Below are 22,097 nucleotides of genomic sequence, written 5' to 3' on the forward strand. Positions count from 1 at the left end.
ACCTGGCCCCACCAGGACAAAAAGCCAAGTGGAGCGAAATCGCCTCAGGCCTCGGTGCCGCCGACCGTGATCTGGTCCATCCGCAAGTGGGGCTGGCCGACGCCGACCGGAACACCCTGGCCTGCCTTGCCGCACATGCCGATGCCGGTGTCGAGCGCCAGATCGTTGCCGATCATCGACACCCGGTGCATCGCCTCGGGGCCGTTGCCGATCAGCATGGCGCCTTTCAGCGCCTCGCCCACCTTGCCGTCGCGGATGCGGTAGGCCTCGGTGCAGCCGAAGACGAATTTTCCCGAAGTGATGTCCACCTGGCCGCCACCGAAGGCCACGGCGTAGATCCCGTCCTTGACCGAGGCGATGATCTCCTCGGGCGTCTTGTCGCCGGCGAGCATCATGGTGTTCGTCATTCGTGGCATCGGGGCATGCTGGTAGGATTGGCGGCGGCCGTTGCCGGTCGGCGCCATGCCCATCAGTCGCGCATTCTGGCGATCCTGCATGTAGGCGACGAGCTTGCCGTCCTCGATGAGGACGGTGCGGTTCGTGGCCGTTCCCTCGTCGTCGATGGTGAGCGAGCCACGCTTTTCGGCAATCGTGCCGTCGTCGACGACGGTGACGCCCTTCGCAGCGACCTGTGTGCCGAGAAGACCTGAAAAGGCCGAGGTCTTCTTGCGGTTGAAGTCACCTTCGAGCCCGTGTCCGACCGCCTCGTGCAGCATGACGCCGGGCCAGCCGGCACCGAGCACGATGTCGAAGGCGCCCGCCGGTGCCGGGACCGCGTCGAGATTGACCATCGCCTGCCGCAACGCTTCGTCGGCGATCTGCTTCCAGTTCCCGGTCACGAAGAACTCGCCGAAGCCGGTGCGCCCCCCGGCGCCGAAGGAGCCGGACTCCTGCCTGTCGCCGCGGCCGGCGACGACCGAGACATTGATTCGCACGAGGGGGCGGATATCCCGGACGAGTTGTCCGTCCGCTCTCAGAATCTCGACATTCTGCCATTGCGAGCCGAGCGTCACCGAGACCTGGCGCACGCAATCGCCCTTGTCCCGGAGATAGGCGTCGATGTCCTGCAGCAGCTTCACCTTCGCCTCGAAACCGGGCGAGGGAATGGGGTTCTCCTCGCCGTAAAGCTTCTGGTTGGTCCGCTGCGGCGCGTCGGCATAGGTGCCGTGATGGCCTGACTTCACCGCCGTCACGGCCTGGGCCGCGCGCGACAGTGCCGCCTCCGAGAGATCCCCGGCATGGGCGAAGCCCACCGCCTCGCCGGCGACGACCCGGAGACCGAACCCCTGCTCGGTGTTGAAGTTGCCCATCTTCAACCGGCCATTGTCGAAGGTGAGCGATTCCTGCTCGCGGTATTCGAGGAACAATTCCCCGTCGTCGGCGCCCGAGAGCGCGTCGCCCAAAATGCGGTCGATGCCGGCGCGGGAAAGGTCGAAGCGCTCGATCAGCGATGCGGTCATGACGGCTATCCAATCTCAAGGGGACGAGCGTCAGACATAGGCGCTGGCGCGGCCGGTCTCAATGCGCAGGAGACTTCAAGAACCCTGTTCTGGCGTCGCGCCCCGGTGGTGACGGTTCAAGGGAGGGCGGCGAAGCCCGCGCCAAAACCGTTCAGGTCGACGGGAATGCCGATGCCCTCTTCCGGCGTCTGGAAGACGATGAATGTCGCGCTCTTGCCGGTCGACAGCGTCGTCAGCAAGGTCTCTTCCAGGATCACCTCGGCATAGCATCCGTCCGAGAAGCAGCGCACGAACTGCGCCCGGCCGATGTCCTTGCCGTCGACATATAGCCCGAGGCCATTGGGGAGAAGAATTCCGAGCGGCGCCAGGATCCGCAGGATCCGCGCCTTACCGTCGGCGGTCTTCAGCGCCACGACGGAGAGCCCGACCTCGGGCCGGTCTTCCGCCACGACATTCTGCAGGAGGGCGCACTGGTCGCCCGGCGCTCCCGCCGGCCGGTCGCAGACGACGGCCCAGGCACCGTGCTGCGACTTGACCGTGCCGGTCGCCCCCGACTGGGCCAAAGCCGGTGTCGCCGCGCCGGCAAGAATTGCCAGAATGGCTGCGGCCAACGCCGACTTCGTCTTCATGATCATCGTCTCACCCGAATCAGAACGAAGCCACTGTGTGGCAGACATGGAAAACAAATGGTTAAACGACATAAATCGTGGCACAATCGCGGGGTCCTGTCACGAATTCGATCGCGTTGCGGTGATTGGGCCGGTAGCGCTATCCCGCAGAACCTCGCGACCCCCGGCCGGTGACGGACATTAGGACGGCGAGCATAGCGAAAATGTCGCAAGCCGCCTCTAGTTTGGAAATGTTGCAGAACAAGCGTTTTCGTGGTTTGAACCCTCCAAGGTTCAGGCTAGAGACGTCGGTGCATTCCAAGCGCGCGTTGCCATTGCAGCGCTGCGGGAATGTCCGACTGGATTGCCGCAGGCCGGTGCGTCCGCGACAGGGAGAGCAGTGTGAAGAGAACCATGATCGCGGCGGCGGCCGTGTCCGTCAGCGGCCTTGCCGCTTTTGCCCAGGACGGGGTGCGTGCCGGGCAACCGCACGACTGGCACATCGATCTGCAGGAGGCGCTGTCTCCGGTCGAGGCCAATATCCACTGGTTCAGCAACTACGTTCTCGCCTTCATCATCCCGATCACCATCCTCGTCGCGGCTCTGCTGGCCTGGGTCGCCTACCGCTACAACGAGCGGCGCAACCCCGTCGCGTCGCGCACGAGCCACAACACCACGATCGAGGTGATCTGGACCGTGGCGCCGGTGCTGGTGCTGCTCTGCCTCGCCATTCCGTCGTTCCAGCTCCTGACCGAGCAGTACAATCCGCCGAGCCCGCCCGAGTTGACGATCAAGGCCACCGGGTTCCAGTGGTATTGGGGCTATGAATACCAGGAAGGCGACGTCGATCCGTCAGCCCCGCCCGTCGCCGCCGCCGCCGCGACGGAGGCCGCGCCCGCGGCAGAGCCCGTGACGTTTGATTCCTACATGCTGTCGGAAACCGACAGGCCCGGATCGGGCAAGGAAGACATGGGCGAGTATCCCCGTCTTCTGGCCGTCGACAACGAGATGGTCGTCCCCGTCGACACGGTGATCCGCATTCTCGCCACCTCCGGGGACGTGATCCACTCCTTTGCCATTCCCTCGATGGGCGTGAAGGTCGATGCCGTCCCAGGGCGCAACAACGAGTACTGGTTCTCGGCGAACCGCGAGGGTCTTTTCTACGGGCAGTGCTCCGAACTGTGCGGGCTCAACCATGCGTTCATGCCGATCGCCGTCCGCGTCGTCTCGAAGGAGCAGTTCGCCACCTGGCGTGCCGCTGCTGCAGCCGACGTCGCTGCCGCCAACCAGGCGCTTGTCGCTTCCATCCAGTCCGCAGGCGCCGTCGCGGTCGCTGGTCGGTAATCGTCAGGCTTGAAGGAGAATCCAATGGCTTACGAGGCCGCCCACGACGCCCATGACGACCACCGGCCCTCCGGTTGGACGCGCTGGGTCTATTCGACGAACCACAAGGATATCGGGACGCTCTACCTGATCTTCGCGATCTGCTCGGGCATTCTCGGCGGCGCCCTGTCGATCGCGGTGCGCATGGAGCTCCAGGAGCCGGGGATGCAGATCTTCGGCGACCCGGCCATGTACAACGTCTTCGTCACCGGCCACGGCCTGATCATGATCTTCTTCACGGTCATGCCCGCTCTGATCGGCGGCTTCGCCAACTGGATGGTGCCGATCATGATCGGCGCGCCGGACATGGCCTTTCCGCGCCTCAACAACATCTCGTTCTGGCTGCTCGTTCCCGCCCTCCTGCTCCTGATCCTCTCGATGTTCGTCGAGGGCGCTCCGGGCTCGAACGGTGCCGGCACCGGCTGGACGATGTATCCGCCACTCTCGACATCGGGGCATCCCGGCCCGGCCGTCGATCTCGCCATCTTCGCACTGCATATCGCCGGCGCTTCCTCGATCCTCGGCGCGATCAACTTCATCACCACCATCCTCAACATGCGCGCCCCCGGCATGACGCTGCACAAGATGCCGCTCTTTGCCTGGTCGGTGCTCGTCACCGCCTTCCTGCTGCTCCTGTCGCTGCCGGTTCTGGCCGGTGCGATCACCATGCTGCTCACCGACCGCAACTTCGGGACGACGTTCTTCACGGCATCCGGCGGCGGCGACCCGATCCTCTACCAGCACCTCTTCTGGTTCTTCGGCCATCCCGAAGTGTACATCCTGATCCTGCCCGGCTTCGGCATCATCAGCCACATCATCTCGACCTTCTCCAAGAAGCCGATCTTCGGCTATCTCGGCATGGCCTACGCCATGGTCGCCATCGGCGTCGTCGGCTTCGTGGTGTGGGCGCACCACATGTACACCACGGGCATCTCGCTCAACACGCAGCGCTACTTCGTCTTCGCCACCATGGTCATCGCCATCCCGACGGGCATCAAGGTGTTCTCCTGGATCGCGACGATGTGGGGCGGGTCGATCTCCTTCAAGACGCCGATGCTCTGGGCGATTGGCTTCATCTTCCTGTTCACGCTCGGCGGCGTCACCGGCGTGAAGCTCGCCAATGCCGGCATGGACCGCGTCCTGCACGACACCTACTACGTCGTCGCCCACTTCCACTACGTGCTGTCGCTCGGCGCCGTTTTCGCCATCTTTGCCGGCTGGTACTACTGGTTCCCCAAAATGACCGGCTACATGTACAACGAGACGATCGGCAAGATTCATTTCTACGTCACCTTCGTCGGCGTGAACCTCGTCTTCTTTCCGCAGCACTTCCTCGGCGCTCAGGGCATGCCACGCCGGTATGCCGACTATCCCGACGCGTATGCGGGCTGGAACTACGTTTCGTCGATGGGGTCTTACCTGTCGGGCATCGCAGTTCTCATCTTCCTGTTCGGCGTCTACGAAGCCTTCGCCAAAAAGCGGATCGCCGGCAGCAACCCATGGGGTACCGGCGCGACTACTCTCGAGTGGCAGCTGTCGTCGCCGCCGCCGTTCCATCAGTGGGAACAGCTGCCGCGCATCCGCTAGGCCGACGCCAAGCGGACGCCAAACGAAAGGACGATCCCGGCAATCGGGATCGTCTTCCTGAAAAGCGGCCGGCGCCAAGTCGGTCCGATGCCTTACGCCATCCGGGCGGCCTCGACGGGCGCTTGGGAGGTCAGGGCGGGAATGCCCGAGGTTTCAAGTGAGCGCAGTCGACATCACCGAATTGGACGTTTCCGGCGACCGCAGCGGCATCAGCCTCGCCGAGCCCGGCGACTTCTTCGCGCTGTTGAAACCGCGGGTCATGTCGCTGGTCGTTCTCACCGCGATCACCGGATTGGTCCTCGCGCCCGGCCCGATCAATCCCGCGCTCGCCTTCATCGCCATCCTGTCGATCGCACTCGGCGCCGGCGCGTCCGGCGCGCTGAACATGTGGTATGACGCCGATATCGACGCCGTCATGGGGCGCACCGCGACCCGGCCCGTACCGGCGGGGCGCATCGCACCAGAGACGGCACTGGCCTTCGGTCTTGCCATGTCGCTCCTGTCGGTCTGCATGCTGGGCCTGGCGCTGAATTGGTTCGCCGCCGCCTTCCTCGCCTTCACCATCTTCTTCTATGCCGTCGTCTACACGATGGTGCTGAAGCGCTGGACGCCGCAGAACATCGTCATCGGCGGCGCTGCCGGCGCCTTCCCGCCAATGATCGGCTGGGCCTGCGTCACCGGTGGTGTCTCGATGGAGAGCGCCATCCTCTTCCTCATCATTTTCCTCTGGACGCCGCCGCATTTCTGGGCGCTCGCCATGTTCAAGATGAAGGACTATGCGGCGGCGGGCGTACCGATGCTCCCGAACGTTGCGGGCGAGACCGCCACGCGGTTCCAGATCTTCGTCTATTCCCTGATTCTCGTGCCCGTCGGCTTTCTGCCGTTTGCGATGGGCTTTGCCGGCCCCGTCTACGGGATCGCCTCGGTGCTCCTCGGCGCCTATTTCGTCTATCTCGCCTGGCAGACCTACCGCATGGCCGACGGCGACGAGAAGATGCTGCCGGCCAAGCGCCTCTTCGGCTTCTCGATCGCCTATCTGTTCTCGCTTTTCGGCATTCTGCTGGTCGAGGGCCTTGTCGCCCGCCTGACAACGGCCGGAGGGCTTTGACATGAGCAACGAGCGCATCACGCTGACCGAACGCGAGGCGCGGGCCCGGCGCAACCGGTCGATTGCGATCGGCGTGTTTCTGGCCGCCCTCGTCGTCCTCTTCTACGTCGTCACCATTACCAAGATGGGGAGCTGACAATGCCGGACACTCGGCCTCTGCGCAGTGCGCAGGTCCGCCGCCGCGATACCACGATCGCCGTCGCCTGCCTCGCCTTCGCCTGCGGAATGGTCGGGGCAGCCTATGCAGCGGTGCCGCTCTACCAGATGTTCTGCCAGGTGACAGGCTACGGCGGAACGACCCAGCGCGCCGATGCGGCGCCGACGCGCATCATCGACCGCAAGGTCGCGGTGCGATTCGATGCCAATGCCTCGCCGTCGGTTCCCTGGTCCTTCAAGCCGATGGAGCGCGAGGTCGTCGTGCGGCTCGGCGAAGTCCAGCAGACCAGCTATTTCGTCAAGAACCTGTCGAACGAGCGCATCACGGCGCAGGCGACCTACAATGTGACGCCGATCACGGCGGGAAGCTACTTCAACAAGATTTCATGCTTCTGCTTCACCGATCAGACGCTCGAGCCCGGCGAGAGCCGCGAGATGCCGATCGTGTTCTTCGTCGATCCTGCCATGCTGGAGACCGAAGAATTGAAGGACGCGCCGGCGATCACGCTGTCCTACACCTTCTTCCGCGAGGACAAGCCCGCTCCGGTCGCCGAGGCACCTTCGTCCGTGAAGGCGAACGACAAACTGTAAAGCCTCACATTGATGGGGCGAGAATGCTGGAGCTCGGGCGCGAACCCGTATAGACGTCACGAAGGCATGGAAGACCGGGGATAGAACGAATGGCCGACACCACTCACGGCAAGCAGCACGACTACCACATCATCGATCCCAGTCCCTGGCCTTTCCTCGCCTCGCTCGGCTCGCTGATCATGTTCTTTGGCGCCGTCGGTTGGATGCGCCAGCACGCCGATCAGCAGTTCCTGGTTTTCGGCGTCGATCTCGCCACGCCGTGGATCTTCTTCATCGGCTTCGCCCTCGTCCTGTACGTGATGTTTGCATGGTGGTCGGACACGATAAAGGAAGGGCAGGAGGGCGCCCACACCCGCGTCGTGTCGATGCACCTGCGCTACGGCATGATCATGTTCATCGCCTCCGAGGTGATGTTCTTCGTCGCCTGGTTCTGGGCCTTCTTCGACGCCAGCCTCTACCCGAACGAGGCGATCCAGGCGGCGCGTGTGGAAGCGATGGGGGGCCAGTGGCCGCCGGTTGGCATCGAGTCGCTCGACCCGCTTCACCTGCCTCTGTTCAACACGATCACGCTGCTTCTGTCGGGCACCACCGTCACCTGGGCGCACCATGCCCTTCTGCACAACGATCGCAGGGGGCTCATCATGGGCCTCTCCGCAACGGTCGTACTCGGCCTGATCTTCTCCTACGTCCAGTATTATGAATATGCCCACGCACCCTTCGCCTTCGCCGGCTCGATCTACGGCTCGACCTTCTACATGGCGACCGGCTTCCACGGCTTCCACGTCATCGTCGGGACGATCTTCCTGTTGGTCTGTCTGATTCGCGCAGCGTCGGGCCAGTTCACGCCTCAGCGGCATTTCGGCTTCGAGGCGGCCGCCTGGTACTGGCACTTCGTCGATGTGGTCTGGCTGTTCCTCTTCTTCTCCATCTATATCTGGGGCAGCTGGGGCGCGGTGATCCACGTCGAATAGCCCTCGACACCGACATCAGGATTTCGAAGAAGGCGGCGCATCCTGCGGCCGCCTTCTTCATTTGAGGAACCTCTCGTCATGGCCGAAGACGAAACGCTCTCTGCGCCCGTGAGCGCGGCCCGGATGACGATGCGCAATCGCTGCCCGCGCTGCGGCGAAGGAAAGCTTTTCAAGGGCTATCTCTCGCTGCGCCCGGGTTGCCCGGAATGCGGTCTCGACTATGCCTTCATCGATTCCGGCGACGGACCGGCAGTCTTCGTCATCCTCATCATCGGTTTTATCGTCGTCGGACTGGCGCTCTGGGTCGAGGTCAGCTGGACCCCGCCGTTCTGGGTGCATTTTCTGCTCTGGCTACCGCTGACGCTGATCCTCTGCCTGCCGCTCCTGCGCCTCCTGAAAGGACTGATGATCGGCCTGCAGTACCGGAACCGCGCTGCGGAAGGGCGGCTGAGCAATGATGGCGAGAACTGACATGCCGGCAAGGCCGAATAGACGCCTGCGCTTCTGGGTCGCCATCGCAGCTTGCCTCGCCGGCATCGCGGTGCTGTGCACGCTCGGCTCCTGGCAGCTTGAGCGCCTCGTCTGGAAGGAGGCGCTGATCGCCTCCATCGAGGCCCGCCGCCACGCCGAACCACAGTCCCTCGGCGCGGTCGAGAAACGCTATGCCGCATCGAGCGACGTCGAATATGTCCCGATGCGCGTCGAGGGGAGATTCCTGCACGAGGGGGCGCGGTATTTTCTGTCGACCTTCCAGGGCAATGCCGGCTGGAACCTCTACGAGCCGCTGCAGCTCGCCGATGGCCGCCTGCTCTTCGTCAACCGCGGCTTCGTGCCCTATGCCCTGAAGGACCCCGCGCTGCGCGAGGAGAAGGCTTCAGGCCCTGTCAGCGTCACGGGTCTGGCCCGCAATCCGACGGCCGAAAGGCCGGACTCGGCGCCCGACAACGACCCGGTCCAGAACGTCTACTTCTGGAAGAGCCTTCCCGACATGACGACCGGTCTTTCGCTCCCGGCCGGAGCGACGTTCCTGCCCTTCTTCCTCGACGCCGGGCCGAGTCCTGCAGCCGACGGCTATCCCATGGGCGGGACGACGATCATCGAGTTGCCGAACAGCCACCTCTCCTATGCCATCACCTGGTTCGGTCTGGCCTTGACGCTTGCCGTGATGCTCGTCTCCTTCATCGTCCGGTCTCTGCGCGGACCGCGCCCCGAAGGTGAGGAAGAGGCGCCCGTCAAGGGTTGACAGGAGGGGTCCTGATCCCTTCATTCGCCCCGACGACGCAGCCATCCGACGCCCGCGCCGAACGGAGAGCGCCTTGCTCCAGACCAGCCAGCCGTCATCCCTGCCGAAGCTCACCATCCGCCTGTGTGAGCCGCGCGGCTTCTGTGCCGGCGTCGACCGGGCGATCCAGATCGTGGTGCTTGCCCTGAAGAAATACGGCGCGCCGGTCTATGTTCGGCACGAGATCGTCCACAACCGTTACGTCGTCGAAGGACTGGAGACGCTCGGCGCGGTCTTCGTCAAGGAACTCTCCGACGTGCCGCCCGACGGCCAGCCGGTGGTCTTCTCTGCCCATGGCGTGCCGAAATCGGTGCCGGCCGAGGCGACGGAGCGCGAACTCCTCTATCTCGATGCGACCTGTCCGCTCGTGTCGAAGGTTCACAAGCAAGCCATGCTGCACGTCAAGCGCGGCCGTCACGTGCTCCTGATCGGTCACCGCGGTCACCCGGAAGTCATCGGCACCATGGGTCAGCTGCCGCCGGGCGCGGCAACGCTGATCGAAAGCGAGGACGATGTCGCACGGCTGGTCGCGGCCGATCCGGCGATGCTCGGCTTTGTCACGCAGACGACGCTGTCGGTCGACGATACCGCCGGCATCGTCGACGCGCTGATGGCGAGATTTCCCGACATGGCCGCGCCCTCGTCCGAATCGATCTGCTACGCCACGACCAATCGTCAGGAGGCGGTGAAAGCCGCGGCGCCCGGCGCCGACGTCTTCCTCATCGTCGGCGCACCGAACTCGTCGAACTCGATGCGCCTCGTCGAGGTGGCGACGCGCGCGGGTGCACTGGCCGGCCATCTCGTCCAGCGGGCGACCGACATCCCCTGGGCAATCATCGGCGAGGGCTCGACGATCGCCATGTCGGCGGGTGCTTCGGCGCCGGAGATCGTCGTCGACGAGATCATCGATGCCTTTCGCGCGCGCTTCGACGTCCGCATCGAACTGGTGCGCACGGCCGAGGAAAACGAGAACTTCCCGGTCATGCGAAGCCTGCGCGACACTCCTCTCACCAATGCCGACATGGCCTTCGTCAACGGCGACAACCGCCCCCTCGTCGCCTTCGGCGGGGCCTGATCCATGGCCGTCTACACCGATGTCTCGGAAACCGATCTGGCGCGCTTCCTCGCCGACTACGACGTCGGCATGCTCCTCAGCTACAAGGGCATCGCCGAAGGCGTCGAGAACTCGAACTTTTTGATCCACACCGAAGCCGGCAGCTTCATCCTCACGCTCTACGAAAAGCGCGTCGAGCGGGGCGACCTGCCCTTCTTCATCGGCCTGATGGAACACCTCGCCAGCCGCGGTCTTTCCTGTCCGCTGCCGGTGCCGCGCAGCGACGGTGAACGTCTCGGCGAACTTGTCGGTCGCCCAGCGGCGGTGTTCACCTTTCTGGAAGGGATGTGGACGCGCCGACCCGCCGTCTCCCACTGCCGCGCCGTCGGTGTCGCCATGGCAGGGATGCACGCGGCCGCGGCCGATTTCCCCTTGCGCCGCCCCAATGCGCTGACCGTCGACGCCTGGCGCCCGCTTGCCGAGGCCTGCGGCGAGGCGGCAGACCGCGTCGAGCCGGGCCTTGCCGCCGAGATCGCGGCCGAGCTCGCCGTGCTCGAAGCCGGCTGGCCGACGGACCTGCCGACCGGTGTCATCCACGCCGACCTCTTCCCCGACAACGTCTTCTTCCTCGCCGGCGACCTGTCGGGCCTCATCGACTTCTATTTCGCCTGCAACGACATTCTCTCCTACGATCTCGCCATCGGCCTCTGCGCCTGGTGCTTCGAGCCGGACGGCGCCTTCAACGTCACGAAGGGGAGGGCGATGATCGAGGGCTACCGCTCGGTGCGGCAGCTGTCGGACGCGGAGATCGCGGCGCTGCCTATGCTGGCGCGCGGCGCCGCCATGCGCTTTCTGCTGACGCGGCTCTACGACTGGCTGAACACGCCCGAAGGCTCCTTCGTCACGAAGAAGGACCCTAAAGAGTATCTGAAGAAGCTGCGCTTTCACCGGAGCGTGGCGAGCGCTGCCGACTACGGCATCGAAACGGAGACTGCATGACCTTGCCCCGCGTCGAGATCTTCACCGATGGCGCCTGTTCGGGCAATCCGGGGCCGGGCGGCTGGGGCGCGATCCTGCGCTATGACGGGACGACGAAGGAACTCTCGGGCGGCGAAGCGCTGACCACCAACAACCGCATGGAGCTGCTGGCCGCGATCGAGGCGCTGGGCTCGCTGAAGCGCCCCGTGCCGGTCGATCTGCATTCCGACTCGCAATATCTGCGCGACGGCATCACCAAGTGGATTCATGGCTGGAAGCGCAATGGCTGGAAGACGGCCGACAGGAAGCCCGTGAAGAACGCCGAGCTCTGGCAACGCCTCGACGCCGCCCGGGAGATTCACGACGTCGCCTTCCACTGGGTGAAGGGACATGCCGGCCACCCCGAGAACGAGCGCTGTGACGAACTCGCCCGGCTGGCGATGGCGCCGTTCAAGCGGTCCCGGACGAGCCCCGCCGGTTGATTCTTCGCGCGCCGGTCTTCTCCGGTCGCCTGCACCTGGCGCCAGCGGCCGCTCCCGAGGCGGGTCGATCCGGCCCATCAGGGGCGGATACAAAGAGGCCGCCCGGGTTGCCCGAGGCGGCCTCATATCCGTCTATCGCATCGATGTCGGCGCTGCCTGTCAGAGCTGCTCGAGCAGCGCGCCGGCGGCCGATTTGTTGGCCTGGCCCGGCGAATCCTCGACGTTGAGAGCGGTGACGACACCGTTGTCGACGATCATCGAATAGCGCTTGGAGCGAACGCCGAGACCGGCGACAGTCAGGTCCATGTCGAGGCCCACGGCGCGCGTGAATTCGGCGTTGCCGTCGGCGAGGAAGAGGATCTTGCCCTCGGCGTCGTTGGCCTTCGACCATGCGTTCATGACGAACACGTCGTTGACGGCGACGACCGCGATGGTGTCGACGCCCTTGGCGCGGATCTCGTCATTGAGATCGAGAAAACCCGGCAGGTGGTTCATCGAGCAGGTCGGGGTGAAAGCGCCGGGAACCGCGAAGAGGACGACCTTTTTGCCGTCGAAGATCTCTGCGGTCGAGATATCGGTCGGGCCGTCTTCCGTGCGCGTCTTCAGGACGGCGTTGGGAAGCTTGTCGCCAATGGAAATCGTCATGTCGGTCTGTTCCGGTTACTGGCGGTGCGGGGCCGCGCTGAGAAATCTTGCAAGACGAGAGATAGTCAGGAACGTGCGCACGTCGAGGTCTGCAGCGTTTCGGGCGATTTATCGAAATCGCCGGAAATGCTGGGTCCTGCTTTGCCGCGTTGGACCTTGCGAAAGCCGGATCCCACTTTTGCCCGGCGTCTAGGGCAGCCGGCCGGGGATGACGGCGCGTGCCTCCACCGCGCTCGCGCCGGCCGTCATCACCATGTCGAGGGTCGGTGGGGTCGTTGCGGCACGCCGGGGCTTCGAGCGGACGGGCAGCGTGAACGCGATGCGGTTGCCGACGCGCTCGGCGGACGTCGGCGTGCCGAAGGACCAGCCCTGGGGGCCGGCGACGAAGAGGTCGGGCGTGTCCGTTCCACGCCAGTTCGCCGTGACGCTGAGGGTTGCACCATCGGCTGACAGCGCCGCGTCCGTGATACCGGACTGCCCATCGCCGGCGGCCGGCAAGGCGTCGAAGGCGGCAGCAACGACCGACCCGGCATCCGAGCGGGGGACCGTGGCGAGATCGGCCGCGACGGGAATGCAGATGTCGCGGCAGACGCCGATGAACACCTTTGCCCGCACCACCGTTTCCTCTCGGGCTAGGGGGGCGTGCATCCGGATGGCGATCGCCATCGGCTGCACATATCCGTTGGAGCTGCCGGACTCGTCGCCAAATCGGCGCGGCGCGGGAAAAGAAAGCGTGTCGGCGACCGCGTTTTGGCTCTGCGAGACATCCACCATCGGCGCAATGCCGGCATCGCCGGGATCGAGCCAGTAGGTCTTCCAGCCCGGTGCGAGATCGATGCGCAGGGCCGCGCGGACGGCACCGGCGGCATCCGGCTCCTCCGCCACAAGCGTCAGGACGACGGCTTCGCTGGCGAAACGGTCAGACACGCTTTCCTGCGCAGAGGCATGCGCCGCGAGTCCGGCAAGGGCAGCAAACGCCAGCGGGAGATGCTTCAGTCGAAAAGCAGCGAACATGCGTTCCTTCCAGACGGTGCCGGCATTCGCCGATTGCCATCGCCCGGGTCGTTCGGACGGGCGGGCGCCGAGCACCCGGCTGCCGCTAGCCTACCCTTGTAGCCGGCGCTACTCAAAAATGCGCGACAGCACCGACCGGCCCTTGATCTGCCTCATTCGATGCCGCCCAATGGTGCGGCGCCGGTGACAACCGCCCGGTGAAACTCTATCTTTTGGTCATGGACGCGATGAAAGATCGAGCTGACAAGAGCCAACCCTCGCTCGAGGGACATTTTCTCATCGCCATGCCCGGCATGGAGGACGAGCGCTTTGCGCGGAGCGTCGTCTATATCTGCGCGCATTCTCCCAAGGGCGCCATGGGCTTCATCATCAACAAGGCGCAGGAGATCAGCTTCGGCGCCTTGCTGACGCAGCTCGGCATCGTCGCCGACGAGGACGAGATCCGTCTTCCCGCCAAGGGGCGCGAGGTTTCGGTCTGCATGGGCGGGCCGGTCGAACGCGGTCGCGGCTTCGTCCTGCATTCCGACGACTACGATTCCGAATCCACCGTCGCGGTGACCGACCGGGTATCTCTGACCCCGACGCTCGACATCCTCAAAGCGATATCGGCGGGGATCGGCCCGACCTCGGCGATGATGGCCCTCGGCTATGCCGGATGGGGCGAGGGCCAGCTCGAGGCCGAGATCGCCGCCAATGGATGGCTGACCTGCGAGGCCGACTTCGGCGTGATGTTCGCGCCCGAGCTCGACGGCAAATACTCCCGCGCTCTGGCTCTTCTCGGCGTCGATCCGGCCTTCCTCAACAGCGAGGCCGGCCACGCCTGACGCCGCGCGCCGTCGCCTGCCAGCTTGCCCATGCCAGCTTGCCCAGAGGCGCTGTTCTTTCGGCGTGCCTGAACGCTCGTCTTTCCCGTATGCCAGGCCAGCAGGGCGGCATATCAGAAAAACCTCCGGTCAACTCGCCCGCTTTAGTCCCATCTGCCGGTCCTGCAGGCGCCGTCGGGCGGCTTCCGGGCTCATCGGCGGCGCGAACATGTAGCTCTGGGCGAACTCGCACCGGAGCTGACGCAGCCGCACCGTATCCTCCTCGCTTTCGACCCCCTCGGCGACGACCGAGAGGCCGAGATCGTGCGCCATGGTGACGATCGACTGCAGGATGATCGGCCGCTGCGGATGGCCGTCGTCCCTCAGGAACGACTGATCGATCTTCAGCGTGTCGAAGGGAAAGCGCAGGAGGTAGGACAAGGAGGAGTAGCCGGTGCCGAAATCGTCGAGCGACAGGCCGACGCCCATGTCGCGTAGGCGCGCCAGAAGCTTGGCGGAGCGCTCGGGATTGTCCATGACGATCGACTCGGTGATCTCGAGCTTCAGGCAGCGGGCCGGAAACTGATAGCGGTCGAGCGCATTCTTGACGTCCTGGACGAGATCCTGGCGGATCAGCTGCCGGCTGGAGATATTGACCGACATCGTCAGGTCGCCGTCCGGCGTCAGCTTCAGCCAGTCGGAGAGCCGGCGCGAGGCCTCCTCGAGGGCGAACTGTCCGAGCGGAACGATGAGCCCCGAATTTTCGGCGATCGGAATGAACTCCGACGGCGAGATCGAGCCGCGCTTGGGGTGCTCCCAGCGCAGCAGCGCCTCGAAGCCGGCAATCTCGCCATCCTCGAGGCGGATGATGGGCTGGAAGGCGAGCGACAGCTCGTTGCGGTCGAAGGCGCGCCGCAGATCCGATTCCATCTCCAGCCGCCCGGAACCCGATCCCTTGTAGGCCGGCCGGAACGGCTCGATCCGGTCGCCGCCGAAGCGCTTGGACTGGTACATCGCCAGTTCCGCTTCCTTCAGGATTTCTTCCGGCGGGGTGTTGTCGGTCCAGCCGGTGAGGCCGATCGAGCCGGTGAGGACGATCTCGCGGCCGCCGAAGGAAATCGGCGCCTTGATCGCCTCGCGCAGGCTTTCGGCGAAGGCGACGATGGCGGCGACTTCCGTCTCGGAGACGAGGATCAGGCCGAACTGGTCGCCGGAGAGGCGCGCCAAGGAATCCTGCGGTTTCAGGACGCGCTTCAGCCGTCGCCCCACGGTGAGAAGGATCGTGTCGCCGGTCGCGACGCCGAACTCGTCGTTGACCTGCTTGAAGCGGTCGAGGTCGATGAGGAAGATCGACGGCCGCACGCCGGCATGCAGGCCCGCGAGGACGCCGATGGATTCCAGGCGGTCGACGAAGAGCTCGCGGTTGGGAAGACCGGTCAGCTGGTCGTGCAGCGCGTCGTGCAGCAGCCGCTCCTCGGCCTTCTTGCGCTCCGTCACGTCCTTCATCGTCCCGACGCACCGCACCACCTCGCCGTCGCTGCCGAGCACCGGACGGGCCCGGAGCGACACCCAGTGATAGTGTCCCTCATTGCCGCGCACGCGGAAATCCTGCGTGATTTTGCCGCGTCGGTGCTCGATGATGGTGTCGAGTGTCATCTTGAAGCGGTCGCGATCGTCGGCGTGGAGGATGGGCAGCCAGTCGCGGGCGGGGCCGTTCATCGCGATGAAGGGCAGGCCGACGAGGCTGTCGCCGTCGGCGCCGGCAAAGATGCGATCGCGGACGACGTCCCAGTCCCAGATCGCGTCACCCGTTCCGGCGAGCGCCAGCGCGCTGCGCTCCATGTCCGAGATCGAACCGCCGGAAAAGCCGCTGCCGGCAAAGGCGTGCTGCATCACCGTGAAGCCGATGAGGAGCACGATCAGGACAAGGCCACCGCCCAGCGCCGGCTGGATCACGTCGTTGGAGATCTGGCCGGTCACCGTCAGCCAGCCGCCGACGAGCCACACGATCACGAGACACCATGTCGGGATCAGCATGATGGCGCGATCGAATCCAAGCCATGAAAGGTAGAGAATGAGGCAGAGCCCGGCGACCGCCGTCGACACCAGCGACATGCGGGCGAGGCCCGCTGCGACCGACGGGTCGAAGACCGCGGTGGCGCCGAGGCCGGCCAGTACGGCCAGCCAGAGCAGCGTGAAGGCCGAGAGGATGCCGTGCCATCGATTGAGATTGAGATAGGCGTAGAGGAAGACCACGAGCGTGAAGGCCAGCGCCACCTCGGTGCCGGCCCGCCAGATCCGCTCCTGCCCCGGCATGGTCGGAACGAGCTTCTGCCAGAAGTCGAAGTCGATGCAGATATAGGCCAGAACCGCCCAGGCCAGCGCCGCCGTCGCCGGAAACATCGCCGAGCCCTTGACCACGAAAAGGATGGTCAGGAAGACCGCGAGAAGCCCGGCGATGCCAAGGACGATGCCGCGGTAGAGCGTGTAGGCGTTGATCGTGTCCTTGTAGGCGTTCGGTTCCCACAGCCGCATCTCCGGCAGGTCGTTCGAGGCCATTTCCGCCACGAAGGTGATGACCGAGCCGGGGTCGAGGGTGACGAGAAAGACGTCCGCCTCGGAGCTCGGCTGCCGTTCCAGCCCGAACCCCTCCGACGGGGTGATCGAGGCGATGCGTTGCGCGCCGAGATCGGGCCAGACGATGCCCGAGCCCGCCAGCCTGAAGTTCGGCGCCACGATCAGCCGGTCGATCTGGACGTCGGTGTTGTTGGCGAGTGCGAACACTGCCCAGTCGCCGGAGGAGTTCGAAGCATTCGCCTCGACCTCGATGCGCCTGACGATTCCGTCGGCGCCCGGCACGGTCGAGACCTGGAAGCTCGCGCCGCGGTTCCGGTAGATGTCGACCGCCGTCGCGAGATCGATCGCCACGTCTTCGCGTGAGATGCCGACAGGCTCCAGCGCCCGCGAGGGCGACGCCGGGAGCGCCGCTGTCACGAAAGCGACGGCGAAAAAGAGCAGGAGGCGGTGGAAGAAACGCATCGGCAGGCGGTCACCTTGCTTCGGGGCAGCTAGCTTCTCGGCAGCTTGCTTGGGGGCAGCCTGCTTCGGGGCGGCGGACGCCGCTCCCGCGCGGCCTATCTCACTGGGCAACGGCAAACTCAAGGCGGCCGGCAGCCTCCGGTCGCATCCAGTCGTCGGCGAGCAGCGAATAGAGATAGTGATCCTCCCAGGCCCCCGCGATTTTCAGGTACTGTCGCAGATAGCCTTCCCGGCGGAAACCGGATTTTTCGAGAAGGCAGATCGAGCGTTGGTTGCTCGGCAAGCAGGCGGCCTCGACGCGGTGAAGGCCCTCGATGTCGAAGACGAAGGGCTTCAGCGCCTCGATCGCCCGGTGCATGTGGCCCTTGCCGGCATAGGCCTCTCCCATCCAGTAGCCGAGCGTGCAGGACTGCGCCACTCCGCGCCGGACGAGGCCCACGGTGACGCCGCCATGCAATGTCGTCCCAGAGCCATCGAAGAGCAGGAAACTGTAGCTCGCCCGTTCACGTGCGTCGCGGCGATAGCGCAGCATGCGCAGACTGAAAGCTTGGCGCGACAGCTCGTCGCTCGTCCAACTCGGCTCCCACGGCGCCAGGAAGTCGCGGCTCGCCTGTCTGAGCGAGCGCCAGGCCTCGTAGTCGCGGCGGCGTGGCAGACGCAGGAGCACCCCGTCGCCCCTGACCGTGGGGAGGGGGGGGCCGCTGAAGACGTCGAACAGCCGCATGGCGGCGCCTAGCGGCTGGCCGCCGAGCGGACGGTGTCGCTGCCGGATTTTCCGTCCAGCTGCGAGACCATTTCCTCCATGCTCGGCAGCCGGGCGATCGGGCCGATCGCCGCCAGCGTCGGCGCCCTGCCGAGAAAGGTCCGGGCGGCCAGTTCAGACAGGCGGGGCGCGGTGATTGCCGAAAGACGGTCCATCAGCTCGGTGTTGGAGATCGTCGCGCCGTTGAAGAGCAGTTGCCGGGCGATCTGCCCGGCACGCGAGGCCGGGCTCTCTTGGCTCATCATCAGGCTCGAGCGCATCTGCGCCCGGGCTCTCGTGACTTCTTCCTCGCGAATTCCCTCGGCGGCCTTCATCAGTTCGTCGATGATGACGGGCGCCAGCTCCGCCAGTTCCTCCTCGCCTGTCGCTGCATGGACGCCGAAAATGCCGGAATCGGAGAAGCTCCAGTGGAAGGCGTAGATCGCGTAGCACAGACCTCGCGTCTCGCGCACTTCCTGGAACAGCCGCGACGACATTCCGCCGCCGAGAATCAGCGACAGCACCTGGCTGGCGTAGAAGTCGCGGGCGTAATAGGGCCGTCCCTCGAAGCCGAGGACCATCTGCGCGTCCATCAGGTCGCGCTTCTCGCGGAATTCGCCACCGGTATAGGCGGCAAGCGGCCGGGGTGCGTCGGAGATCGCCGGCGGTGCGACCGCCGAAGAGCCGAAGGCCTCGGAAACGCGGCGCACGATGTCCTCATGCGAGACGGCGCCGGCGGCCGAGACGATCATCTTGTCGGGCGAATAGTGCCGGGCGAGATAGGATCTCAGGCCGGCCGGGGTGAAGGACTTCACCGTCTGCCGCGTGCCGAGGATCGGACGGCCGATGATCTGGCTGCGGAAGGCGGTTTCCTGGAAATGGTCGAAGACGATGTCGTCCGGCGTATCCTCGGCCGCGCCGATCTCCTGCAGGATGACCTGCTGCTCGCGCTCGAGTTCGGCTTCGTCGAAATTGGAGTCGATCAGGATGTCGGTGAGGATGTCCATGGCCAGCGGCACGTCGTCCTTGAGGACGCGGGCATAATAGGACGTCGTCTCGACCGATGTCGCCGCGTTCAGCTCGCCGCCGACGTCCTCGATCTGCTCGGCGATCTGCCGGGCGGTGCGCGTCGACGTGCCCTTGAAGGCCATGTGCTCGAGGAGATGGGCAAGTCCATGCTCGTTCTCGGTCTCGTCTCTGGCTCCCGCCTTCACCCAGATGCCGAGCGCCGCGCTTTCGAGATGCGGCATGGTCTCGGTTGCCACGGTAATGCCGTTCGAAAGCTTGGTGATCTCGACGTTTACGCTCATGCGGATGCTCCGGTTCGGACCGCGCGGCTGCGCTCCGCGATGTAGGTCTCGACGGCTGTCAGGTCGTTGGGCAGGCTGTCGAATGTCTCTTGGCGGGCCATCAGGTCGGCATGGCTCGGCGGCAGTTCCGGCGAGACGCCGCAGGCCGCCTTCACCGCCTCCGGAAATTTCGCGGGATGGGCGGTGCCGAGCGTCACCATCGGGCTGTCACCGAGGTGCTTGTCAGCGACGGCGACCCCCACGGCGGTGTGCGGATCGAGCATGTAGGCCGAGGAAACGAGGGAGCCGCGGATGGTCTCGGCCGTTTCGGCTCCGTCGCTGCGTCCCGCATCGAATTCGGCGCGGATGGCGGCGAGCGTGGCTTCCGGCAGGTCGAAGCTTCCCGACTGGGCGAGCTGCTGCATCATCCGCCTGACGCCCTCGGCATCGCGTCCGCCGGCCTCGAACAGGAGACGCTCGAAGTTCGAGGACACCTCGATGTCCATCGACGGCGAGGTCGTGGCATGGACGCCGGTCTTCTCGTAGCGTCCGGTCGTCATCGTCCGCGCCAGAATGTCGTTCTCGTTGGTGGCGATGATCAGCCGGTCGATCGGCAGCCCCATGCGCTTGGCCGCGTAGCCCGCGAAGATGTCGCCGAAATTGCCCGTCGGCACGGTGAAGGACACCGCCTGTGCCGGGCTGCCAAGGCTCGCCGCCGCGGTGAAGTAGTAGACGATCTGGGCCATGATCCGGGCCCAGTTGATGGAGTTGACGCCCGAAAGCGCGGTCTTCTCGCGGAACCGCCGGTCGTTGAACATCGCCTTGATCAGCGCCTGGCAGTCGTCGAACGTGCCTTCGATGGCCACGGCATGGACATTGGCCGCGCCCGACGTGGTCATCTGCCGCTGCTGCACCGGCGATACCCGGCCCTTGGGGAAGAGGATGAAGATGTCCGTCCGCGCGCTTTTCGCAAAGGCGGCAATCGCCGCGCCACCGGTATCGCCCGAGGTGGCGCCGACGATGGTGGCGTTCGAGCCGCGTTCCTTCAGGACATGGTCCATCAGCCGGGACAGGAGCTGCATCGCCACGTCCTTGAAGGCGAGCGTCGGTCCGTGAAAGAGCTCCAGCACGAAATGCGAGGGGCCGATCTGGACGAGCGGCGCCACGGCCGGATGGCGGAAGCTGCCATAGGCCGCGTCGACCATGGCCTTGAGGTCGGCAGGCGCGATGTCCGTGCCGACGAAAGGCGTCAGGATCTTCAGCGCGACGTCCGCATAGGGCTTGCCGCGCATCGCGCCGATGTCCTCGGGCGAGAGGGTCGGCCAGACCTTGGGGACATAGAGGCCTCCGTCGCTGGCAAGGCCGGCCAGGAGGACGTCGGCAAATCCCAGCACGGGAGCCTCGCCCCGTGTACTCACATATTCCACGTCGTATCCTCTCCAGGAGGCCGAAACCCTTCGCCGCGGAGGCATCCGCGATTTTCGCGTCGCCGTCGCCTATTGGCGGAAGGGCTGATATAGAACGGCGCGCCACAATAAGGGAAGAACCGACGGATGGATATGTTCAACGCCGCCCGCACCATGACGCTGATCGGGGCCGTGTCGCTCGTCGCGGCCTGCACCTCCAACGGCGATCGCGCCGTTCAGCTGGACGGGACGCCTCCGAAGATGTCGGCCGAGGCCGAAGGGGTTGTGCCCGACTACTGCCCGCAGATCACGCTGCGCGAAGGCACGGCAATCCTGCGCAAGGGTGAGGGCGACGGCCTGCAATATGTCGCGTCGATCGTTTCGACCAGCCGCGAATGCCGCGTGCTCAATGGCGAACTGCGGATGAAGGTGGGGATCTCGGGAAGGGTCGTACCCGGACCGGCAGCCAAACCTGGCGAACTCGGCCTGCCGATCCGCGTCGTCGTTCTTCGCGGCGCCGACGTTCTCTATTCCGAGATGGGGTCACAGGCGGTCGCCCTGCAGCCTGGGAATTCGCCGACCTTCGTCTATGTCGATTCAACCGTCGTCGTTCCCGAGCCGAGCCGCAAGGATCTCGTGATCTATGCGGGTTTCGACGAGGGCGAGTAGTGCGGCGCTGATTCCGGCCTCGCCGCTAAATCGCCGGGCCTGACCGACGTTTCTCTTGGCCCGTCCGGCGATCAGGTTTTCGCCGGGCGGTCTGGGAGCCTCAGGCGGCGCTCCAGGCGCCGAAAGCCTCGATGACGGCGGGGTAGTCGGCAAGCCGGCTGATCACCGTCTCCGCGCCCGCTTCGCTGAGGGCGTCGGCATGGCCGGGATAGGTGTGCGACCCGCCGGTAAATCCGACGACGCGGCAGCCGGCGGCGACGGCCGCAACCACGCCGTGCACCGAATCCTCGATGACGACCGCCCTCGCGGGCGCTACGCCGAACTGCTCGCAGGCGTAGAGGAACACGTCCGGCGCCGGCTTGCCCCTGCAGCTGCCGACTTCGCGGGCGGCGAAGACATAGGGCCTGAACCGGTCCCACAGCCTGACATGGCCGAGTTCCATCTCCAGCCGCACGGTCGTCGAGTTCGAGCAGATGCACCGCGGCAGGTCGATGCGGTCGAGCATCGCCTCGACGCCGGCGATCGCTTCCACCTCGCGGCCGAGCCGGACATCGGTCTCCTTCTCGACCCGGTCCTCGAAATCGGCCGGGAAGACGATTCCGTTCTCATCGGCCAGAATGTCGAGAATGCGCGGCAGCGTGAGGCCTGCGAAACGCGAGGCGATTTCCTCCGCCTCCATGTCGATGCCGAACTCCTTGAACATCACCGACTCGACCCGCGCCGCGATGATCTCGGAATCGACCAGGACGCCGTCGCAGTCGAAAATGGCAAGGGAAAGCGGGGGCATGGGAACTCCGGGACGATGTGGCAGGAAGCGCCGGAAGGCGGCA

22 protein-coding genes are annotated in these 22,097 nt (G+C 65.4%); 13 read left to right on the plus strand and 9 right to left on the minus strand.

Going from position 1 to position 22,097, the window contains the following annotated elements:
• Window positions 1–44: 44 nt before the first annotated feature.
• Together tldD and Sa4125_RS03145 are read right to left on the minus strand one after the other, a co-directional pair.
• Window positions 45–1,460: a metalloprotease TldD gene (tldD, locus tag Sa4125_RS03140; protein ID WP_224003581.1), complete on the minus strand. Its 1,416-nt coding sequence runs from the start codon at window positions 1,458–1,460 to the stop codon at window positions 45–47.
• Window positions 1,461–1,576: 116 nt separating this feature from the next.
• Complete coding sequence (locus tag Sa4125_RS03145) at window positions 1,577–2,089, minus strand: invasion associated locus B family protein (protein WP_224007483.1); 513 nt, start codon at window positions 2,087–2,089, stop codon at window positions 1,577–1,579.
• A 381-nt stretch (window positions 2,090–2,470) separates the two neighbouring features.
• Here Sa4125_RS03145 and coxB point away from each other — a divergent pair, with 381 nt between their 5' ends.
• The 11 genes from coxB to rnhA all read left to right on the plus strand — a co-directional run bounded on the left by coxB (window position 2,471) and on the right by rnhA (window position 11,660).
• Window positions 2,471–3,412, plus strand: coding sequence for a cytochrome c oxidase subunit II (gene coxB / locus Sa4125_RS03150; protein ID WP_224003583.1), 942 nt, complete (start codon window positions 2,471–2,473; stop codon window positions 3,410–3,412).
• Window positions 3,413–3,436: 24 nt separating this feature from the next.
• Window positions 3,437–5,038 carry a cytochrome c oxidase subunit I gene (gene ctaD / locus Sa4125_RS03155; protein ID WP_224003585.1) on the plus strand — a complete coding sequence of 534 codons (1,602 nt, stop codon included), beginning with the start codon at window positions 3,437–3,439 and terminating at the stop codon, window positions 5,036–5,038.
• Between the two features lie 157 nt (window positions 5,039–5,195).
• Entirely contained in the window at window positions 5,196–6,146 is a 951-nt protein-coding gene (cyoE, locus tag Sa4125_RS03160) for a heme o synthase (protein ID WP_224003587.1), read from the plus strand.
• A 1-nt stretch (window position 6,147) separates the two neighbouring features.
• Window positions 6,148–6,282, plus strand: a complete 135-nt coding sequence (locus tag Sa4125_RS24150; protein ID WP_267461354.1) for a hypothetical protein — start codon at window positions 6,148–6,150, stop codon at window positions 6,280–6,282.
• A 2-nt stretch (window positions 6,283–6,284) separates the two neighbouring features.
• Window positions 6,285–6,893, plus strand: coding sequence for a cytochrome c oxidase assembly protein (locus Sa4125_RS03165; RefSeq protein WP_224003589.1), 609 nt, complete (start codon window positions 6,285–6,287; stop codon window positions 6,891–6,893).
• A gap of 89 nt (window positions 6,894–6,982) precedes the next feature.
• Entirely contained in the window at window positions 6,983–7,864 is an 882-nt protein-coding gene (locus Sa4125_RS03170) for a cytochrome c oxidase subunit 3 (protein ID WP_224003591.1), read from the plus strand.
• A gap of 78 nt (window positions 7,865–7,942) precedes the next feature.
• Window positions 7,943–8,335 (plus strand): DUF983 domain-containing protein, encoded by a 393-nt coding sequence (locus Sa4125_RS03175; RefSeq protein ID WP_224003593.1) that lies wholly within the window; start codon window positions 7,943–7,945, stop codon window positions 8,333–8,335.
• Window positions 8,319–9,107: an SURF1 family protein gene (locus Sa4125_RS03180; protein WP_224003595.1), complete on the plus strand. Its 789-nt coding sequence runs from the start codon at window positions 8,319–8,321 to the stop codon at window positions 9,105–9,107. Before Sa4125_RS03175 ends, Sa4125_RS03180 begins: the two co-directional genes overlap by 17 nt.
• Before the next feature lie 73 nt (window positions 9,108–9,180).
• Complete coding sequence (ispH, locus tag Sa4125_RS03185) at window positions 9,181–10,221, plus strand: 4-hydroxy-3-methylbut-2-enyl diphosphate reductase (RefSeq protein ID WP_224003596.1); 1,041 nt, start codon at window positions 9,181–9,183, stop codon at window positions 10,219–10,221.
• 3 nt (window positions 10,222–10,224) lie between these two features.
• On the plus strand, window positions 10,225–11,199 hold the full coding sequence (locus Sa4125_RS03190) for a homoserine kinase (protein WP_224003598.1): 975 nt from the start codon (window positions 10,225–10,227) through the stop codon (window positions 11,197–11,199).
• Entirely contained in the window at window positions 11,196–11,660 is a 465-nt protein-coding gene (gene rnhA, locus Sa4125_RS03195) for a ribonuclease HI (RefSeq protein ID WP_224003600.1), read from the plus strand. The genes Sa4125_RS03190 and rnhA overlap by 4 nt, the downstream gene beginning before the upstream one ends.
• 159 nt (window positions 11,661–11,819) lie before the next feature.
• Here the strand turns inward: rnhA and Sa4125_RS03200 are convergent, their stop codons facing one another.
• Both Sa4125_RS03200 and Sa4125_RS03205 read right to left on the minus strand, forming a co-directional pair.
• Window positions 11,820–12,305: a peroxiredoxin gene (locus Sa4125_RS03200; protein WP_224003609.1), complete on the minus strand. Its 486-nt coding sequence runs from the start codon at window positions 12,303–12,305 to the stop codon at window positions 11,820–11,822.
• Between the two features lie 189 nt (window positions 12,306–12,494).
• Window positions 12,495–13,319 carry a protein-disulfide reductase DsbD domain-containing protein gene (locus tag Sa4125_RS03205; protein WP_224003611.1) on the minus strand — a complete coding sequence of 275 codons (825 nt, stop codon included), beginning with the start codon at window positions 13,317–13,319 and terminating at the stop codon, window positions 12,495–12,497.
• Window positions 13,320–13,537: 218 nt separating this feature from the next.
• Here Sa4125_RS03205 and Sa4125_RS03210 point away from each other — a divergent pair, with 218 nt between their 5' ends.
• A complete protein-coding gene (locus tag Sa4125_RS03210; RefSeq protein ID WP_224003613.1) occupies window positions 13,538–14,143 on the plus strand; it encodes a YqgE/AlgH family protein in 606 nt (201 codons plus the stop codon).
• A 129-nt stretch (window positions 14,144–14,272) separates the two neighbouring features.
• Here Sa4125_RS03210 and Sa4125_RS03215 read toward each other — a convergent pair whose 3' ends face one another.
• The 4 genes from Sa4125_RS03215 to thrC all read right to left on the minus strand — a co-directional run bounded on the left by Sa4125_RS03215 (window position 14,273) and on the right by thrC (window position 20,619).
• The gene (locus tag Sa4125_RS03215) at window positions 14,273–17,161 is read right to left on the minus strand and encodes an EAL domain-containing protein (RefSeq protein WP_224003615.1); all 2,889 of its coding nucleotides are present in this window, start codon (window positions 17,159–17,161) and stop codon (window positions 14,273–14,275) included.
• Between the two features lie 100 nt (window positions 17,162–17,261).
• On the minus strand, window positions 17,262–17,885 hold the full coding sequence (locus Sa4125_RS03220; RefSeq protein ID WP_224003624.1) for a GNAT family protein: 624 nt from the start codon (window positions 17,883–17,885) through the stop codon (window positions 17,262–17,264).
• Window positions 17,886–17,893: 8 nt separating this feature from the next.
• The gene (locus tag Sa4125_RS03225; protein ID WP_224003626.1) at window positions 17,894–19,213 is read right to left on the minus strand and encodes a pitrilysin family protein; all 1,320 of its coding nucleotides are present in this window, start codon (window positions 19,211–19,213) and stop codon (window positions 17,894–17,896) included.
• Window positions 19,210–20,619 carry a threonine synthase gene (thrC, locus tag Sa4125_RS03230; protein ID WP_224003628.1) on the minus strand — a complete coding sequence of 470 codons (1,410 nt, stop codon included), beginning with the start codon at window positions 20,617–20,619 and terminating at the stop codon, window positions 19,210–19,212. Before thrC ends, Sa4125_RS03225 begins: the two co-directional genes overlap by 4 nt.
• A 126-nt stretch (window positions 20,620–20,745) precedes the next feature.
• On the opposite strand from thrC, the gene Sa4125_RS03235 reads away from it, so the two are divergent.
• On the plus strand, window positions 20,746–21,267 hold the full coding sequence (locus Sa4125_RS03235; RefSeq protein WP_224003630.1) for a hypothetical protein: 522 nt from the start codon (window positions 20,746–20,748) through the stop codon (window positions 21,265–21,267).
• A 100-nt stretch (window positions 21,268–21,367) separates the two neighbouring features.
• Here Sa4125_RS03235 and Sa4125_RS03240 read toward each other — a convergent pair whose 3' ends face one another.
• Window positions 21,368–22,054 carry an HAD family phosphatase gene (locus tag Sa4125_RS03240; protein ID WP_224003632.1) on the minus strand — a complete coding sequence of 229 codons (687 nt, stop codon included), beginning with the start codon at window positions 22,052–22,054 and terminating at the stop codon, window positions 21,368–21,370.
• Between the last annotated feature and the right edge of the window lie 43 nt (window positions 22,055–22,097).

It is taken from the genome of Aureimonas sp. SA4125, assembly GCF_019973775.1.
Taxonomy (GTDB): Bacteria; Pseudomonadota; Alphaproteobacteria; order Rhizobiales; family Rhizobiaceae; genus Plantimonas.

Coding starts and splice junctions, on each gene's coding strand:
- Sa4125_RS03175 (WP_224003593.1), top strand. CDS start 7,943: ATGGCCGAAGACGAAACGCTCTCTGCGCCCGTGAGCGCGGCCCGGATG.
- Sa4125_RS03215 (WP_224003615.1), bottom strand. CDS start 17,161: ATGCGTTTCTTCCACCGCCTCCTGCTCTTTTTCGCCGTCGCTTTCGTG.
- rnhA (WP_224003600.1), top strand. CDS start 11,196: ATGACCTTGCCCCGCGTCGAGATCTTCACCGATGGCGCCTGTTCGGGC.
- Sa4125_RS03145 (WP_224007483.1), bottom strand. CDS start 2,089: ATGAAGACGAAGTCGGCGTTGGCCGCAGCCATTCTGGCAATTCTTGCC.
- Sa4125_RS03220 (WP_224003624.1), bottom strand. CDS start 17,885: ATGCGGCTGTTCGACGTCTTCAGCGGCCCCCCCCTCCCCACGGTCAGG.
- Sa4125_RS03180 (WP_224003595.1), top strand. CDS start 8,319: ATGATGGCGAGAACTGACATGCCGGCAAGGCCGAATAGACGCCTGCGC.
- Sa4125_RS03165 (WP_224003589.1), top strand. CDS start 6,285: ATGCCGGACACTCGGCCTCTGCGCAGTGCGCAGGTCCGCCGCCGCGAT.
- Sa4125_RS24150 (WP_267461354.1), top strand. CDS start 6,148: ATGAGCAACGAGCGCATCACGCTGACCGAACGCGAGGCGCGGGCCCGG.
- Sa4125_RS03240 (WP_224003632.1), bottom strand. CDS start 22,054: ATGCCCCCGCTTTCCCTTGCCATTTTCGACTGCGACGGCGTCCTGGTC.
- tldD (WP_224003581.1), bottom strand. CDS start 1,460: ATGACCGCATCGCTGATCGAGCGCTTCGACCTTTCCCGCGCCGGCATC.
- Sa4125_RS03205 (WP_224003611.1), bottom strand. CDS start 13,319: ATGTTCGCTGCTTTTCGACTGAAGCATCTCCCGCTGGCGTTTGCTGCC.
- Sa4125_RS03225 (WP_224003626.1), bottom strand. CDS start 19,213: ATGAGCGTAAACGTCGAGATCACCAAGCTTTCGAACGGCATTACCGTG.
- ctaD (WP_224003585.1), top strand. CDS start 3,437: ATGGCTTACGAGGCCGCCCACGACGCCCATGACGACCACCGGCCCTCC.
- Sa4125_RS03200 (WP_224003609.1), bottom strand. CDS start 12,305: ATGACGATTTCCATTGGCGACAAGCTTCCCAACGCCGTCCTGAAGACG.
- Sa4125_RS03170 (WP_224003591.1), top strand. CDS start 6,983: ATGGCCGACACCACTCACGGCAAGCAGCACGACTACCACATCATCGAT.
- Sa4125_RS03235 (WP_224003630.1), top strand. CDS start 20,746: ATGGATATGTTCAACGCCGCCCGCACCATGACGCTGATCGGGGCCGTG.
- Sa4125_RS03210 (WP_224003613.1), top strand. CDS start 13,538: ATGGACGCGATGAAAGATCGAGCTGACAAGAGCCAACCCTCGCTCGAG.
- Sa4125_RS03190 (WP_224003598.1), top strand. CDS start 10,225: ATGGCCGTCTACACCGATGTCTCGGAAACCGATCTGGCGCGCTTCCTC.